Origin of the sequence: Pseudomonas sp. KCJK9000, from assembly GCF_046230725.1 — a bacterium.
GTDB classification, from domain to species: Bacteria; Pseudomonadota; Gammaproteobacteria; order Pseudomonadales; family Pseudomonadaceae; genus Aquipseudomonas; species Aquipseudomonas promysalinigenes.
This window is the reverse complement of record NZ_JBJJLN010000007.1, coordinates 101876-117532: the sequence shown is the minus strand read 5'-3', so window position 1 is coordinate 117532 and position 15657 is coordinate 101876. Positions and strand designations below refer to the sequence as shown.

The 15657-nt window shown below is 55.1% G+C and carries 16 protein-coding genes and 1 pseudogene; 8 read left to right on the top strand and 9 right to left on the bottom strand.

The window, feature by feature from the left end; translation table 11 throughout:
* Positions 1-191: 191 nt before the first annotated feature.
* Entirely contained in the window at positions 192-824 is a 633-nt protein-coding gene (locus ACK59H_RS05505) for a dTMP kinase (protein ID WP_060479532.1), read from the top strand.
* On the opposite strand, the gene ACK59H_RS05500 is transcribed toward ACK59H_RS05505, so the two are convergent.
* Positions 825-1832: a zinc-binding alcohol dehydrogenase family protein gene (locus tag ACK59H_RS05500; RefSeq protein WP_060479533.1), complete on the bottom strand. Its 1008-nt coding sequence runs from the start codon at positions 1830-1832 to the stop codon at positions 825-827.
* Positions 1833-2137: 305 nt separating this feature from the next.
* On the opposite strand from ACK59H_RS05500, the gene ACK59H_RS05495 reads away from it, so the two are divergent.
* Both ACK59H_RS05495 and ACK59H_RS05490 read left to right on the top strand, forming a co-directional pair.
* The gene (locus tag ACK59H_RS05495) at positions 2138-2551 is read left to right on the top strand and encodes a DUF393 domain-containing protein (protein ID WP_081016679.1); all 414 of its coding nucleotides are present in this window, start codon (positions 2138-2140) and stop codon (positions 2549-2551) included.
* 56 nt (positions 2552-2607) lie between these two features.
* Positions 2608-3063 carry a DUF3429 domain-containing protein gene (locus tag ACK59H_RS05490; protein ID WP_060479535.1) on the top strand — a complete coding sequence of 152 codons (456 nt, stop codon included), beginning with the start codon at positions 2608-2610 and terminating at the stop codon, positions 3061-3063.
* A 25-nt stretch (positions 3064-3088) separates the two neighbouring features.
* On the opposite strand, the gene ACK59H_RS05485 is transcribed toward ACK59H_RS05490, so the two are convergent.
* Positions 3089-3571, bottom strand: a complete 483-nt coding sequence (locus ACK59H_RS05485) for a DMT family transporter (RefSeq protein WP_060479536.1) — start codon at positions 3569-3571, stop codon at positions 3089-3091.
* 11 nt (positions 3572-3582) lie between these two features.
* Positions 3583-4008: a DMT family transporter gene (locus tag ACK59H_RS05480; protein ID WP_196375145.1), complete on the bottom strand. Its 426-nt coding sequence runs from the start codon at positions 4006-4008 to the stop codon at positions 3583-3585.
* Between the two features lie 122 nt (positions 4009-4130).
* On the opposite strand from ACK59H_RS05480, the gene ACK59H_RS05475 reads away from it, so the two are divergent.
* Positions 4131-5060, top strand: coding sequence for a LysR family transcriptional regulator (locus ACK59H_RS05475; RefSeq protein ID WP_060479537.1), 930 nt, complete (start codon positions 4131-4133; stop codon positions 5058-5060).
* Positions 5061-5144: 84 nt separating this feature from the next.
* On the opposite strand, the gene ACK59H_RS05470 is transcribed toward ACK59H_RS05475, so the two are convergent.
* Positions 5145-7238: an acyltransferase family protein gene (locus ACK59H_RS05470; RefSeq protein WP_060479538.1), complete on the bottom strand. Its 2094-nt coding sequence runs from the start codon at positions 7236-7238 to the stop codon at positions 5145-5147.
* 262 nt (positions 7239-7500) lie between these two features.
* The gene (locus ACK59H_RS05465) at positions 7501-8298 is read right to left on the bottom strand and encodes an SDR family oxidoreductase (protein WP_060479539.1); all 798 of its coding nucleotides are present in this window, start codon (positions 8296-8298) and stop codon (positions 7501-7503) included.
* A 107-nt stretch (positions 8299-8405) separates the two neighbouring features.
* Here ACK59H_RS05465 and ACK59H_RS05460 point away from each other — a divergent pair, with 107 nt between their 5' ends.
* Positions 8406-9356 (top strand): GlxA family transcriptional regulator, encoded by a 951-nt coding sequence (locus tag ACK59H_RS05460; protein WP_060479540.1) that lies wholly within the window; start codon positions 8406-8408, stop codon positions 9354-9356.
* Positions 9357-9793: 437 nt separating this feature from the next.
* On the opposite strand, the gene ACK59H_RS05455 is transcribed toward ACK59H_RS05460, so the two are convergent.
* Complete coding sequence (locus tag ACK59H_RS05455) at positions 9794-10537, bottom strand: hypothetical protein (RefSeq protein ID WP_409264293.1); 744 nt, start codon at positions 10535-10537, stop codon at positions 9794-9796.
* 140 nt (positions 10538-10677) lie between these two features.
* Between ACK59H_RS05455 and ACK59H_RS05450 the strand changes: the two are divergent.
* Positions 10678-10856: pseudogene (locus tag ACK59H_RS05450) on the top strand (hypothetical protein); the annotation flags it as partial.
* Positions 10857-10994: 138 nt separating this feature from the next.
* Here ACK59H_RS05450 and ACK59H_RS05445 read toward each other — a convergent pair.
* Both ACK59H_RS05445 and ACK59H_RS05440 read right to left on the bottom strand, forming a co-directional pair.
* Positions 10995-11525 carry an ImmA/IrrE family metallo-endopeptidase gene (locus tag ACK59H_RS05445; protein ID WP_230849732.1) on the bottom strand — a complete coding sequence of 177 codons (531 nt, stop codon included), beginning with the start codon at positions 11523-11525 and terminating at the stop codon, positions 10995-10997.
* 366 nt (positions 11526-11891) lie between these two features.
* A complete protein-coding gene (locus tag ACK59H_RS05440) occupies positions 11892-12794 on the bottom strand; it encodes a LysR family transcriptional regulator (RefSeq protein WP_060477389.1) in 903 nt (300 codons plus the stop codon).
* Positions 12795-12895: 101 nt separating this feature from the next.
* Between ACK59H_RS05440 and ACK59H_RS05435 the strand changes: the two genes are divergently transcribed.
* Both ACK59H_RS05435 and ACK59H_RS05430 read left to right on the top strand, forming a co-directional pair.
* The gene (locus tag ACK59H_RS05435; RefSeq protein ID WP_409264291.1) at positions 12896-13888 is read left to right on the top strand and encodes a zinc-binding dehydrogenase; all 993 of its coding nucleotides are present in this window, start codon (positions 12896-12898) and stop codon (positions 13886-13888) included.
* A 28-nt stretch (positions 13889-13916) separates the two neighbouring features.
* A complete protein-coding gene (locus ACK59H_RS05430; RefSeq protein ID WP_060477387.1) occupies positions 13917-14219 on the top strand; it encodes a putative quinol monooxygenase in 303 nt (100 codons plus the stop codon).
* 174 nt (positions 14220-14393) lie between these two features.
* Here the strand turns inward: ACK59H_RS05430 and ACK59H_RS05425 are convergent, their stop codons facing one another.
* A complete protein-coding gene (locus ACK59H_RS05425) occupies positions 14394-15374 on the bottom strand; it encodes a TerC family protein (RefSeq protein ID WP_060477386.1) in 981 nt (326 codons plus the stop codon).
* Positions 15375-15657 lie beyond the last annotated feature (283 nt).

Genomic DNA, 15657 nt, shown 5'->3' with positions numbered 1-15657 from the left:
TGAGGTGAGTATTTCACCTACAGTACAGCATCGCTTCGCTCAAACGCCGCGTAAAAATCCAAAAAAAGCTGGAAAACACTGAAGGGGTACAAATGTGCTCTTGGCCTTGCGGCTGCTCAAATGCAATACCTTGAGTGTTTCGATGCATCATACTCACCCTCTCTTCAGCAACTAACCAAACCTTGCCAAACATGCCCCGTCCTTTATTCATTGCGCTGGATGGCCCCAAGGGCACCGGCAAAACTACGTTGCTGGAGGCGGTCACCCAGGCATTGAGGGCCGCTAACCACAAGGTGGTCAGGCTGTGCGAAAAGAAAAGCGACCCCTTCAGGGGGCCGACCATGACGTTGGTGAATCAGTTGGCCAGAAACCCCAGCCAGGCGCTGGAGTTACAGGTATGCGAGCGCCTGGCCGAGAGTCGCGCGTGGATTACCAGGAATGTGCTGCCCAAGCAGCCTGGCGACAGCATCATTCTCATCGACCGTTGGTACCCCTCCGATGCCGCTTTTCGCCGGTCGGTGCCCTTTTCGCAAATACTGCGAATGAACCGCGAACGCAATGTGCAAGTGCCGGACTTGCACGTTGGCGTGGTCACTTCGCCCGATACCTCGTGGGCAAGGGCCGTGGCACGCAACCGCGGGTTGGGCAGTACAGTGATGTACAGGCTGCAGGAGCAGGTCGCCTGTACCGAAGCCTTCGAGCGGGCGGTTGCGGATCAGGGCTGGATGCTATGCCGCAACGAGGGCACCATCGCCGAGGCCACGCGCCAAGTGGTCACAGCGATCGAGCATGTCATCGAGGCATCCCTCGATCGTTATCCCTGATCAAAATCCCTCAAGAACGATTTTACCTTTGGCCTTGCCGCTCTCGATGAGCGCATGAGCCCGCTTGAGATTAGCGGCGTTGATGGTACCGAAGTGTTCGCCCATGGTGGTCTTGAGTACCCCTTCATCGACCAGTTGCGAAACGCGCTGCAGCAGATGGTGCTGGTTGACCATGTCTTGGGTGTGGTAGAGCGAGCGCGTGAACATCAGCTCCCAGTGCAAGGACAGCGATTTGCGCTTGAGCGGCACCACATCGAGCTGTGCGGGGTCGTCGATCAATGCGAGCTTGCCCTGAGGCCGGAGTACCTCGACCAATTGAGCCAGGTAGGTGTCGGTGTGCGTCAGGCTGATCACATAATCGACTGGATCGAGTTCCAGCGCTGCCAACTGCGGTTGCAGCGCTTGCGAATGATCGACCACGTGATGCGCGCCCAGCGCCTTGACCCATTGTTGCGTCTGCGGCCGGGATGCGCTGCCGATCACTGTCAGTTGCGTAAGCTTGCTGGCAAGTTGAATCAAGATCGAGCCAACACCCCCACCAGCACCAATGACCAGAAGACGTTTGCCCTGGCCGCCGTCAGCTTCAATGCCCAAACGGTCGAACAACAGTTCCCAGGCTGTGATGGAGGTCAGGGGCAGGGCGGCGGCGCTAGCGTTATCCAGGGTACGGGGCTTACGGCCCACAATGCGTTCGTCTACCAGGTGATACTCACTGTACGTGCCAGGCCGGTCGATGGCGCCGGCGTAGAACACTTCATCGCCCGGCTGAAACAATGTCACTTCGGCGCCTATTTCGCGTACCACCCCAACCGCGTCCCAGCCAAGCACTTGGGGTTGGTCTGCGCCACGGCTTGCACGGATTTTTGTATCTACCGGGTTGACGGCAATCGCCTTGATTTCCACTAGCAGATCGTGGGCCCCAGGCTTGGGTACGGGTAACTCGGCGTCGTACAGCGACTGTGGGTCTTCAATGGGTAAACCGGGCTGGGTGTAGACGATGGCCTTCATGGGCTTGACCTCTTGGTGGATAGCGAACAAGGCTATTCGTTTGAATTGGCTGAAAAAACCGCTCGAACGCAGTAATACTTTCACACTTATAGTGAAAATTCGGCTGTCATCCTCACTGTTTCAGACTGATGAGACAAAGCACGGCTGTGCTGAGCTTCATCATCACTTCACCATTGACCTTTGTCGGTTTATTCGACCCCCCAGTTGCGATGGGCTCCTGTCGGATGGGGGGGAGATCAGCTATTGCGATTTTTTCTGCTTCAGCTAACTTGTACAGATTACTGTACAAGAATGGGTGTTTGTACATGTTTTATAAGTGGCCATTGACACTGTATTACGATGGCGCCTGCCCTTTGTGCGCAAGGGAGATTGCCTTTCTACGCAAACGATCCACTGCGGCGAGGCTGTGCTTGGTGGACATCAGCAGCCCCCATTTCGACCCAACGCCTCTGGGTTTGACGGTGGCGCAATTAGCCTCGTGCTTGCATGCAAGGTTCGCCAGCGGGCAGTGGGTCACGGGCCTGGATGCCACGCTCTGGGCATGGCGCGCAGCAAACGCAGCCGTATGGGTCGCGCCATTGGCTTGGCGACCATTACGTCCCTTGCTCGAAGTTTGTTACCGGTTGTTCTGTCGTTTGCGGCCGAGCTTGCACTGGCTGCCGCACCCCGACGGTGCAAGCCGATGCAGCAGCGGAGCATCCAAGTGTGACACTCGTTAGCCGTGCACGATTTTTCAGTACCCTGTATCGGTTTTGCCGCAACTAGAGAGGTGCCCATGAACGAACTTTCTTCACCCCTGCCGTCAGGTCGATTTACCGTGCTGGGCTATGGTGGGCTGCTACCGTTCATTGCTTTGACGGTACTGATCATAAGCAAGGCTTCATTCCAGGCCTTGGCAGCAGTAGCAATCGTGAGCTATGGCGCTGTGATACTAAGCTTCATCGGCGCCCTTCACTGGGGGTTTGCCATGCTGCTCCCAGGCCTGGAGGCCAAGGAGCGTCAAAACCGGTTGCTGTGGAGTGTAATCCCGGCATTGCTCGGTTGGGCTTGCACACTGATGCCTGCGGCGCTGGCTTGTTTTGCTCTGGCCTGCGGGTTCGTGGCTCATCTTTGGCAAGATCGCAGCCTGCCGCAGAATCTACCCGCCTGGTACCGGCCAATGCGCCTGCGTTTGACGGCGGTGGCAGCCCTGTGTCTGTTACTGTCCGCGCTTGCACTCACGTACTCCTGACAGACGTGTACAAGGCTGCTCCCACTCACTCTGCGAGTGATGCCTGCATCTGTCGATCGGTCTCGCGAACGGCATTACTGCGATAGATAAGCACCAGAGCGATGGCAAGCAGCACCAAGGCCGCAAGCCGGTGGGTCCCAAGTGGAATGACCGGATTGCCAAACCAAGCAAAGTGATCGATCAGCAAACTCATCAGCAGTTGGCCACTGATGACCGATACCGTTGCCACCGCAGTACCCACACGTGGGATAGCAAAGACGATAGCCAGCATGTAGATCACCCCGAAAAACGCGCCAGTCACCTGCCAACGCGCAACGGTGAACAAATTCCAGGCGTGTGGCGGTTCAAGAAAGAATGCCAGCAAGAAACTAACCATGGTGCCCATGACAAAGGTCAACCAGGCACTTTCCAGCACCCCGACATCTGCGCCAAGGCGACCATTGACAGCCGATTGCGCGCAGAGCACGGCACCACCGAGTACAACAACCAACAGCATCACAGCAACCATTACGGTTCTCCTCAGTGAATGAGCCACAGCGCGGCAAGGATGGCGACCAAGGCGCCTACCCGATATCGGTCGACATGGCGCTTGGCGCTACCGAGCAAACCCCAATGGTCGATGATCAGGCTCGAGCCAAGTTGACCGAACAGAATCCCCACCATGGTCAACCCAACACCAATGTGAGGGGTGGCGATGGTCAATGCGCCGACGTATATCGGCCCTAGTACGCCGCCACTGAGCATCCAGCGCGGCTGTGCGAACAATGTGCGCAAGCGCGGGCGGCCAAAAATCAGCCCGAAAGTCAGCAGTAGTGAGCCAATCGCAAAGATCCCCAACGTGGCCCAAAGGTGACCGACCTGCGAACCTAATGGGCCCAGCAGGCCGGCCTCGACTGAGAGCCCCATGCCTGCCAGAACAACTAACGGAATGATCCAAAAGCGCATTATCAAAGCCATCTCGTGGGTAGAATTGGCAGATGATATTTTCTTGCTGTAATTGCCACAATTGAGCCGTATAGCAAGACATAATTGCGATTCCAGCAATGCTATAGAGGCGATCGACCCGTATGCACCTCAAAGCCCATCGGTACTTCGCCATGGTGGCTGCAACAGGCAGTTTTGCGGCCACCGCGCGGCACTTTCAGGTACCCGCATCCTCCGTTTCACGATTCATAGCTGCCCTTGAAAAAGAACTCGGGCAACAACTGCTGTACCGCAATACCCGTGCGGTCAGCCTCACCGATGCCGGCGAGCGGTATTTTCTGCAAGTTCGCGAAGTGTTGGAGTTACTGGACGCAGCCAACGAAGATGCTGCAGGGAAGGGGGGTGACATTCGCGGGCTGGTTAAACTCAATGCCCCGGTGGCGCTGGGGCGGCTGCACCTAGCCCATTTGGTCGAAAGGCTACATGCACAATACCCCGAGCTGATTGTCGAACTGATGCTTTCGGACCTGTACATCGACCCGGTTCTGGAGGGTGTCGATATCACCATCAGGGTCGGGCATCTGGAGAACTCGGCACTCATAGGCCGCAAAATTTGCGATCAGCGCTACGTGCTGTGTGCAAGTGCAGCGTATCTTGCCAAGCACGGCGCGCCTCACACTCCGCAAGAGCTGAGAGCCCACAGCTGCCTGGTATACAAAGGGCAGGCAGGGATGCAGCGCTGGCACTTCAGACGACAGCCCGATCACCAGCTTGAGGTGATCGATGTGCAAGGCCCCCTGCGCAGCAATAATGCTGAGGCGCTCGTCGAGGCTGCACTCGGTGGAATGGGCATCGTGTTATTTCCGACGTGGTTATTCAGCAAAGCGTACTTCGGGGAAGGGCACTTGGTGCAATTGCTGCCTGAGTGGACCGGCTCTATTGAGCCGGTGACGAGCCAGATTCATCTGATTTCACCTGAAAACCGACTTCGTTCGAAGAAAGTCAGAGCCGTGTCGCAGTTCTTGCTCGATGCCATAGGGTCGCCGCCCTACTGGGATGACATTACGGTATAGGGCAGCGGCCACTACGCTGATTGGACGCGTGATGATCTGACGGGCTGCGTGCATGACTCAGCAGCCCGAAGACCAGCTCGATCCTCAATCGCTTATCGACGCGCTTTTGAAGGGATTGCCTTTTGCCTGCAAGTACAGCCTGCCCATCGCCTTGGAGGCGAAATCGGTGATGTGGCCAATGTCTCGATAGATCGGCAGGCCATCGATCAACAGCTTGCACTGGCCATCTGTGCATTGAACATCCTTGGGGTCAATTACCAGCAAGTTCGGGTGTGCTTGTTTGGCGTCCATGAACAGTTGCGCAAGCCATGGGTTTTCTTCAGGTTGCGCAACGCTGGTGGCGCAGTGTTGTTCCTCGATCGTACTTCTGAGCTTGATCGTGCGGTACAGGCAATCATTGGCGCCTTCGGGCATGACGATATTGCTCTTGAGTAGCACGGGCGTGGCGCCGGACTGCGCGATGATTTCCAGGCTCTTGAGCAAAGCGGCCTTCATCCGTTCGCGCGAGAGGGCCTCAGAGCGCGGATCGTCAATCGACCACACCACCGCGCTGCTGTCGGCATATGTGTCCCACGTCAGGCCGATAATCACGTAGTCATAGTGGTTTTGAGCAATCTGCTGGTGGTAAGCGGTCGCAGCCGCGTGGCATTTCTTGTAAAGCGCATGCTTGTATTTCCACCAGTCATAGAGATAGACATCGGGCAGGGCCAGGCAGCCTGGGTAACCTTGAGCGGTGACGGAGATGCCGGCGTCCTTGCTGAGCGTGTCCACCAAGCCCCAGAAATGGTTGGAATAAGAGTCGCCCATCAGCAGCGCGCGCTTGCCGGCACCTGGCAGGCCCAGTACACAACTGCTGTCGGAGCCGTCGGTAGCGCCGCCCAGGCAAGGTTCGCGCTGGGGGATTTCACTTGCCTTGAGGCGCGGCAGGATGTCCGTCGCAGCGCTGCCAAAACGCGCTATCCACCCATCGGCGCGGTCGCCTGCCGAGTGCAGCGCTGAGAACGCAATGGCAGGGATGACGAGCAGTAGGATTAGAGTCTTGCCAAACCCGAGGCGTACCCGGCGTAACGGTTTTTCGATCAGGTAATAGGAGGCGATACCTAATGCGAGCGATGCGCTGAAGTAGCCGGCGAGCACCGCCGGGGTCTTTTCCAAGCCCAGGTAGGTGATGATCGCGATCACTGGCCAATGCCATAAGTACAACGAGTACGAAATGGTCCCGACGAACACCAACGCAGGCCAGCTCAACAACTTGGAGCTGATGCCGCTTTGGCCAACCTGCGCACAGACCAAAAGCGCTGTCGCCACGCAGATCACGATGGCGTAGATGCCTGGGTAAGCTGTCGTCGGTATGGATCGGGTGGCGGCGTAGATGACTACGCCCAACGCTAGCAGGCCAAGGGCCGACGCGCTGAAGCGGCTGAGCCGTTGCCGGTCGTTGGCGAACACCGCGGCGCATGAGCCGATCAGCAGCTCGAAAATGCGCGCCAGGAACGCGTAATAGCTTTTGTCGGGCGTGGCCTTGGCGATCAACAAGGCCATGGCGATCGAGCTGATGGTGAGTATCACGACCGCGATCTTCAATCGGTGCGGCGCCAGATAACGCGTTAGGGCCATCAGCCCGAGCGGCAGCACGATGTACCACTGCCATTCCACCGCCAGCGACCAGGTGTGCAGCAAGGGTAGGGTGGCCGCTTCTGGGGTGGCATAACCGTCGGTGGCTTTCGAGAAGAATTGGTTGGACAGCAGCAGGCTGGTGTACTTCTCGCTTTTTAGAAAGTCGACAAAGTCCTTGGGCAGGTATAGCAGGCTGGCGACGCCGAGGGTGACGATCAAAAGCGTCAATATGGCCGGCTGCAGCCGCCATAAGCGTCTGACGTAGAACTGCTTGAGGCTGAATTCACCCCGGCTTGCCGCGTTGCGGATGATTGTTGTGGTGAGATACCCGGAGATCACAAAGAAAATGTCGACGCCGATGAACCCGGACGGGAACAGGGACAGGCCACCGTGATAAATCAGCACGAGCAACACAGCGACGCCGCGCAGCCCGTCGATATCCGCGCGGTAAGACGTTGGCTGCCGGGCGGATTTGACCGTGTCTGGATTGGCGTGGGGTTTATCAGCCTGTTCGCCCGAGGGGGCCGGGGCTTTGAGTATCAGATTCTGATCGGTCGACACGGTGCCACATCCTATTGCATTGAGGGCTCTTTGACGCGGCAGCGCACGCGAACAAAAGGTTGCGAGTCTAGCAAATGTGCACTACGAAGCGTCATCGATTCTCTTGGCGTCATCCAAGACAGCCTTTCGTCTGTTTCTCGATATACCGGGTTCATAAATGGGGAAGGGTGTTACAACCAGCGACAGGTTGAACGGGTGAATGAGGTCGTGCTCGTTCGCCCTTTGCTTGGCACGCAGCGGCACGACCCTATCCACCATGTGGTCAATTGGGCTTGTAACGCGCAGCGAGCTGATTGCTGGAAAGCTGGCTGAACAAAGCCTGCCGGCTGGTTTCGTAGCGTTCGAGTGACTGCAGATCGTGCAGCGAGGGGATGGAGATAAGCACTGAGTTGTCGAAGTCCTGCAGCGCACCTTCCACCAGATCCTGAGCCGACATCACGATACCTGGGTCAAGGTTCTCGACGGGCAAGCCGCCTATCTGCCAGAAGTCGGTCGCAGTTGCACCGGGCAGCACCGCTTGAACCTGAATGCCCTTATCCGCCAGCTCTTTGTGCAGAGCCTGAGTAAAAGCGGTGACATAGGCCTTGCTGCCGCCGTACACGCCATTGAGCAACTCTGGGGCCAGACTTACGATTGACGAGATGTTGATTACCGCTCCTTGCTTGCGAGTCACGAATCCTGGAACGGCTGCATAGGTAAGGCGGGTGAGGGCAGTAACGTTGAGGGTGATCATTTCGGCCATGCGCTCTACGTCACTTTCCAGCAGGCTGGTGTGGGTGCCGATACCTGCATTGTTCACCAGCAAGCTGATGCTGGCGTCCTCGCGTAGCTTGCGTTCTACCTCGGCCAAGTCAACCGAATTGGCCAGGTCTGCTGGAAAAACCTCCACACTCTGGCCGGTTTCAGTCGTGAGCCGGCTTGCCAGTGCGTTGAGGCGATCCCGGTTCCGGGCGACCAGCACCAAGTCGTAACCGCGCTGCGCCAGGCGCTGCGCATAGATGGAACCGATGCCAGTGGAGGCCCCGGTGATAAGGGCGGTGCCTTTGAATGGCTGGGTCATGATCGTGCTCCGTTGTGGGTAGATGGAGCCATGATGCAGAATAAAGTGTTCGTCTCAAACGACGCATAAAGTAGCGTTTTAGGACATCAAATAGGGGAGCTTCGATCGTGCACCGAGTCGGCTATCTGATTACCGAAGGGTTCCAGGTCATGTCGCTGGCAACGCAGGCCGTGTTCGAGTTTGCGAACATCGTCGCGGGCGAAGCGTTTTACAAGATCCAGAATTTTTCCATCGAGGGCGGCACGGTACGCTCTTCTCTGGGCATGTACATGGACACGCTCCCTTTAGGGGCACCCAGCCTGGCCGACTCGTGGATGATCACGGGCACGTTGACCCCGCTGACACCGCCGAGCGAGGAAGTACTGGCCAGTGTCAGGGGCTTTGTCGACGGCGCTCGGCGTACCGCTGGGCTGTGTACCGGCTGCTTCATCCTGGCTCAGGCGGGTGTATTGGATAACCGACGAGCCACGACGCACTGGGCCTTTGCAAAGAAGCTGCGAGAGCTGCATCCGAAAGTTGAAGTCGAAGAAGATCGGATCTTCATCGTCGATGGGCAGATCTGGACGTCCGCAGGAATGACCGCGGCTCTTGATATGGCGTTAGGCATGGTAGAAAAGGATCTGGGAACCGAGATTGCCAGGTCAGTCGCTCGAAAGCTGGTAATGCATCAGCGTCGCTCCGGTGGTCAATCCCAGCACTCTGAATTGCTGACCCTTTCTCCCAGGTCGGATCGTATTCAAAGCGCATTGGACTATGCGCGTAAAAACCTCAGCCGCGCGCTGAGTGTGGAAGAGCTGGCCGAAGCGGTCCATTTGAGTCCTCGGCAATTCACCCGCGTGTTCACTGCTGAAACAGGGCAATCACCGGCCAAAGCCGTCGAGAGCCTGCGTCTTGAAGCCGCGCGTTTGATGATTGAGCAGAGCCGACACAGCCTGGAGGTGGTGGCGAAGGAAGCCGGCTTCAGAGATCGTCGGCATATGCGAGAGGTGTTCATCCGTGGGTATGGCGTGCCACCTCAAGCGGTGCGCAGGGATGCCAGGCGGGTGGCAGCAGATTGAGAACAGTCGACATTGGTGTAAAACCTCGAAGTCTGCATATGGTTACCGCTTGTTCCAACATATAAGGCCAGGGGGTTCAGCTCGCAGAGTTTTGACGGCTATGGTGCGGCGTTACCAGCTTGCACGAGCAGCTGTGCACGCTGACCCTAAAGAGAAACGGCACTGAATCAGCTTCATCGGAGGACATGGCCCGTTGAAAGAGTGGCTGCCAGGAACGGGTTCGTCGAATCAGCAGCCTAGGTAGCTCATGAATATTTATAACATGGCCCATAATTTAACATAATATGCATTATGCGTACCTTCTTATGGGACTGCCGGGGCATGGTTTGGCCAGATTGGAAGCCAGATCGCAGTGCGATTTTCGCGGACGCGAAAAAACGACCCGCTCGGCCGGCACCGGGTGTTGCTACTAGCAACACCTACCATTGCCTTGGACCTCAGCCGTTCGCCAGATCTTGAGCGGAAACAACACGGGTCATCTCGGTCAGGACCTTGTCCAGATGCGGTGCTAGCTCAAAAACTTCAGATCGCAACACCTTAAGAGAGTCAGCCTCATAGCCGTAGCGAGCTTTAGTGAAAAGCACTGAACAAGCCTGAATCCTGGACTCGAGAGGAAAACCAGGTTCGATGCTTTCAGAAACGGCATGCAGCTGTTGTTTCAACACCGACGGGATTTGCTCGTACAGCTTCATCAGGTCGTGCTTGTCGCCCCTAACGTGCTTGCTGAGACGAACAAAGCTGGGACAATCAGGGTCGGTCTCGACCAGGAAAGACTTCAAGTATTGCTCTGATGCCAAGCCAGCATTCATGGCCGCAGGCAGTAACAAATCAGTGTTTCCGCGCAGACCCTCTTTCTCAAGCAACAAAGCAGCATTGAGGAAATCACGAGCCTCCCTCACAACCTGAAAACTAGGCAAATCAGCCTCATAAATGGGGGTGCAAACGAACGAGTACTGACTACCCAAGTGGCTTGATCCGTCGATGAGGTAACGATGATTTTGTCCACCATAAAAGGCATCCACGTGCGTGAAAGAGTCGTTGGTCAAGGGCATGGCGATAGTGATCCGGAAGCGATGAAGAGAACGTTCAATCGCAACAGGATGATCGCCAAGCGACAGTGCAGACGGAGGCTTAACGCCGGTGGCATGAAACGTTAAATCGGCCTTCCCTTGGTAAATCACGCATACTCCGTTATAAAATTAAGTGATAGCTCAACTAAATATTCATTTAGTATAGTTATAAGGCGTGCGCGTCAACTCATTGCTCTAACATTGTCCGGGCCGGAATGCATTTCGTCAGTCCTCCTGCGCTGAGTTTGCCTGTGATCGATCACCTACACCATTTCGTAATCACCACCTGCGACGTGCGAGCCTGCACGGACTTCTACACCCGCGTACCGTGCATGCAATTCGAAAACCTTCGGTGCCGGCCGCCTGGCGCTCGGGCCGATCCTTTCTGTGCATTCGCGACCCTGACCTCAACCTGATCGAGATATCCCAGCCGCTTATATTTGCCGAACGGGGCCTTAGCTTCTCGTATAGGCTGGACACCCAGCGGCAGCGACTGCTGCCGGGGTATTCGACCCAGAGGGCATACTCCTCCACAGGTTGACGCATACTTCCCTAGCGACCGGAGCGCCTACCCTTTGACTAGACGCGAGTGGGCCGCGGAAGTTGGGCGCGAGCTGTCGGCATCCCCACCCTGCCCCTTCAAGACATTCAGCATCAGGTCAAAGGTCAACTCGTTGATCTCCTCAGGCGGAATGGCCAGCTGCGCGGCCACCGCCGATTTGCTCAGCCCTTCGGCCCGTAACGCCGCGAAAATCTTTTCCAAAACCTCCGAGCGCTCATGTTGCATCGGCTGCGGCTCCTTGGTGCGGTAGCCTTGCTGGGCAATCTGAATGCATAAGGTTCGATAGGTCCAATCCGAGCTGAGGCCCAGGCTGTGCAAGCGATGGTTCAATGCGGCAACCGAGACGGCCCATACCCGCTTGAATTTGATCAAGCTGTTCAAGGTGATCGAGCGCGGTGCACTTGCCAGTACGCTTGCGCGCGGCATCAGAAATGCCGACGCGAAAGCGTTCGCCTCGCGCTCCAAATCTGGGCCCTGAGGATGGGCGTGTTTGTGCCTAACCAGATGGCCCAATTCATGCGCCGCATCAACCGGCATCGTTCCGCTGACTTATACGTGTTGAGGAACATGAACGGGCGCTCCCGCTCCACATAGAGAATGCGTCAACTTCCTTGGTGTCGATGGCTAGTGAGTAGACCCGAACTCCTTTCGACTCCAGCAGAAGAATGAGGTTTTTAATCGGCTGCTCACCGAGCTGCCTGAGCTAGACCATGTGCTAGATTCGCCAGCGGGAGGTTTTTTCAGCGGTGTGACTGATGAAGCGCTGTCAAAAATTAATCGCCGACGTAGAGTCTCCATCTCTGCGTCGACATGCAGCATGGCAGCATGTGCAGGCTTTACCATGCAGTAATTATCCCAAGACACTGCTGGGGTGAGGTCGTTGACTCTCGTGCCCCCTCAAACTCATATTACCTCGGCCTCAATCGGATGCATCGTGGCCCATTCTTTTAAATGCTCGATGAATGCTCGCACAGGTGGGGCCATATTCTCCTTGGACGGGTACACGGCATAGACGCCTACATTCGGTTCCACATTCCAGTCGGGCAACGCCTCGACCAACCTGCCTGATACAAGGTCGGGTTTGACATGCCAGTCTGCCAAGAGCGCGATGCCATGGCCATCCAACGCCATCTGCCTGACGACCTCCGCCTGGCTCGATTCGAATCGGCGCTTGATCTTGATCGATTGTTGGCTTCCACCTTTGGACAGTGACCAATTAGCTTCTTTCCCTACAATGAGACCATCCAGATTCGAAAGGTCTCTGGGCAACCGGGGTACCCCGACCTTGTCCCAATATCCGGGAGCACCACAAATCACTCGCCGTGAATCGCTGATACGCTGTGCAATCATGGAAGAGTCCGCCAACACACCATGGCGGATGGCCAGATCAAAACCTTTTGCAACGACATCGACGATCTGGTCAGTAGGGTGAAGATCTACTACAACCTTTGGATAGGCAATCAGAAAGCTGCTCAGCACTCGAGCCAGGTAGCCCTGTGCGAACGTGGCAGAAGCTGTGATACGTAAAGATCCTGAGACGTCCTGCGCTTCAGAAAAAGTCCGCTCCACCTCCATGACGCCATCTAGTATCTGCCTAGCAAACCGTTGGAGCTTTTCGGCATCAGCGGTTGGACTTAATTTCCGAGTCGTTCTGTTGAAAAGCCTTCGCCCTAGCCGATGCTCAAGGGCAAGCAATTTCTTGCTCCCTCCCGCTGCTGTGAGACCCAGCCGCTGCGCCGCCGCACGTATGGTTCCCTCCTCATAAACGGCAAGAAACAAACGGAGCTCATCGAGGGAATCGAGCATGAAAATTAACAACTTTTAAGACCGAATGAAGCAACAAGAATAGCATATTCACGAATTTGCATCGCTGATAGATTTTGAGTTTTCAAGCGGAGCGACAATCAATGCAAGCAATCGTGATAAACCAGCACGGCCAGTCGGATGTATTTGAAGAAATCGAAACACCTTCCCCTTCAGCACGACCAGGCCACGTCGTCATTGATGTTATGGCCACCAGTGTTAACCCAATTGATACCAAGATTCGCAGCGGGAGCGAAGGCACCGTAGGTCTCACCTTTCCAGCTATCCTTCATATGGACGTCGCCGGCATCATCAGCTCCGTGGGTGAAGGCGTTAACCAATTCCAGGTAGGTGATGAGGTTTATGGATGCGTCGGAGGAATCGTGGGTATTCCTGGGGCCTTGGCGGAGCAAGTTGAAGCTGACGCAAGATTGATCGCTTTCAAACCCGCCTCACTGGATTTTGCTGATGCTGCGAGTCTTCCGCTCGTGGCAATCACTGCCTGGGAGGCTTTGATTGATCGAGCCTCCATCCAGCCGGATGATGCAGTTTTGGTTCATGGCGGAACGGGTGGCGTCGGCCACATCGGCATTCAGTTGGCTAAACTGATGGGAGCCCGTGTTACCACTACGGTTTCGACTGTACAGAAAGCAGAGATTGCCCGATCACTGGGTGCCGACGAGGTGGCCTTCTATCGGGAAGAGTCGCCAGAAGAATACACCAGCCGTATTACCAACGGCTCTGGCTTTCACACAGTGTTCGATACGCTCGGCGGCGCCGTGCTCACGAACTCGCTGAAGGCTGCCAAGCTCAAGGGTCATGTCATATCCATCATCGGCTACGACACCTACGACCTCACAGATATGCATTTCAAGGCACTACGGCTGGACTTAGTCTTCATGGCTGTATCAATCATCCATGATCTTGACCGTATTCATCACGGCAAGATTCTCACGAAGCTAAGCAGTCTAGTGGATCGCGGCTTAGTCAAGCCCCTTATCGACGAACGACATCCATTCACAGCTGAAGGTGTGAAAGCAGCTCATGCCCGCCTGGAGTCCGGAGAGGCTATAGGTAAAATCGTCATCACTCGGTAAACCGGGTTCCCCCTTGGAGCGAGATTATATGCCTAACAATTTACCCATTGTGATTATCGCAAGATTGAAAGCGGAAGAAGGTCTAGAACGAGAACTGTTAACCGAGCTCCGCAGCTTGGTCGAGGCATCTCAAAAAGAAGAGGGATGTATCCAGTACACCCTCCATCGATTAGAGGATGTACCTACCGACTTCTTGATTTATGAGATCTGGAAAAGTCCGAAATCTTTGGATGAGCACACGCTACAGCCGCACTACCTTAATTTCTCCTTGAAAGCTGCAAGTATGCTAGCCGAGCAACCGACCATCGATAAATTCGAGAAAGTCATGTAGCAGCAAAATCTAGAGCAACCTCCCTTGCGGATGAGACTCAATCTTTCGCAAGGGATTACCAGAAAAAAGATGGAACATCGGAATCCCTAAGCCACAGCTATAGAACTGGATCGGTACTCTGAGTTTTAAGAATCTGGTTTTTTTCTCGCCGTAACCGTGAGCCCAGGTAGCGGGTTAAAGCTTGCCGAGCTTTCTAGTTTTCCAAAGAGACAGCAACACACCGCCAATCAGAAGGCCAACTGTAACGCTCAGAGAAATCTCTGCAGGTACCTTGCCCACGATATCGTGAAGGAAAATCTTCGTACCTATGAAGACAAGCACCAAGGCCAAGGCATACTTAAGATAAGCGAAGCGGCTTATCATTGCAGCCAGCGCAAAATACAGCGCCCGCAATCCTAGTATGGCAAAAATGTTAGAGGTATAGACAATGAAGGGATCCTGAGTGATAGCAAAAATCGCGGGAACGCTATCAACAGCGAAGACCAAGTCAGCACACTCAATAAGAATCAAAGCAAGAAATAGCGGTGTTACCCATAATACCTTTGTACCTGAGTCATTGGGCAGCCGCACCAGGAAATTCTGACCATGCAATTCCTTGGTTACGGGCAAATGACTACGGAGATACTTGACGAACCGGTTATTTTCCAGATCAGGCGCATGATCCACACGAGCGAATAGCATCTTTATCCCCGTGAAAACCAAGAAAGCTCCGAATAAGTAAAGTATCCAGCTGAACTGCGCAATGAGCGCGGCCCCCAAGCCTATCATAATGGCCCTCAAGACGATGACTCCCATAATCCCCCAGAACAGCACTCTATGCTGAAACTCTCTAGGGATGGCCAGGAAGCTAAATATTAATGCGATAACGAATACGTTATCCATCGACAGGGACTTCTCAATCAGGAAGCCAGTCACATAGTCCATACTGGCGTCGCTGCCTTTCTGGAAGTAGACCCAAACAGCGAACAGTAGGCCCATGCTGATATAGCCAGCTGATAGCAGCAAGCTCTCTTTGACGCCAATCTCTCGATTCCCTCGATGGAGAACCCCTAAGTCAAGCGCTAGCAGAGTTAATACCACAGCAAAAAAGGAAAGCCAGAGCCACAGATCAGTGCCCAGGACATCCTGAGAGAGATACGCATTTAGGGCAGTCATGAGCCCCTCCTATATAGTCGTAGTTTAACAACTATGACTCCGACATGGCAGCTACTAACCGTCAGAGGGGCCCGGCGTCACACATTAAGATTTTATCCAATCAAACAACCTTGCAAGAGGAAAAATTTTACTAATTATTTCTCCAGCAGGCTCGGCATTAGCTCATCCCGAGCTGCCGACTTACACATCAAAGGTCACTCATTGATGGGCTGCAAAACTCGCCAAGCGCTAGACCGATTAGTTAGCAAGCGCTTTTGGCAAGGGAAAGCCCTGAATGCCGTCA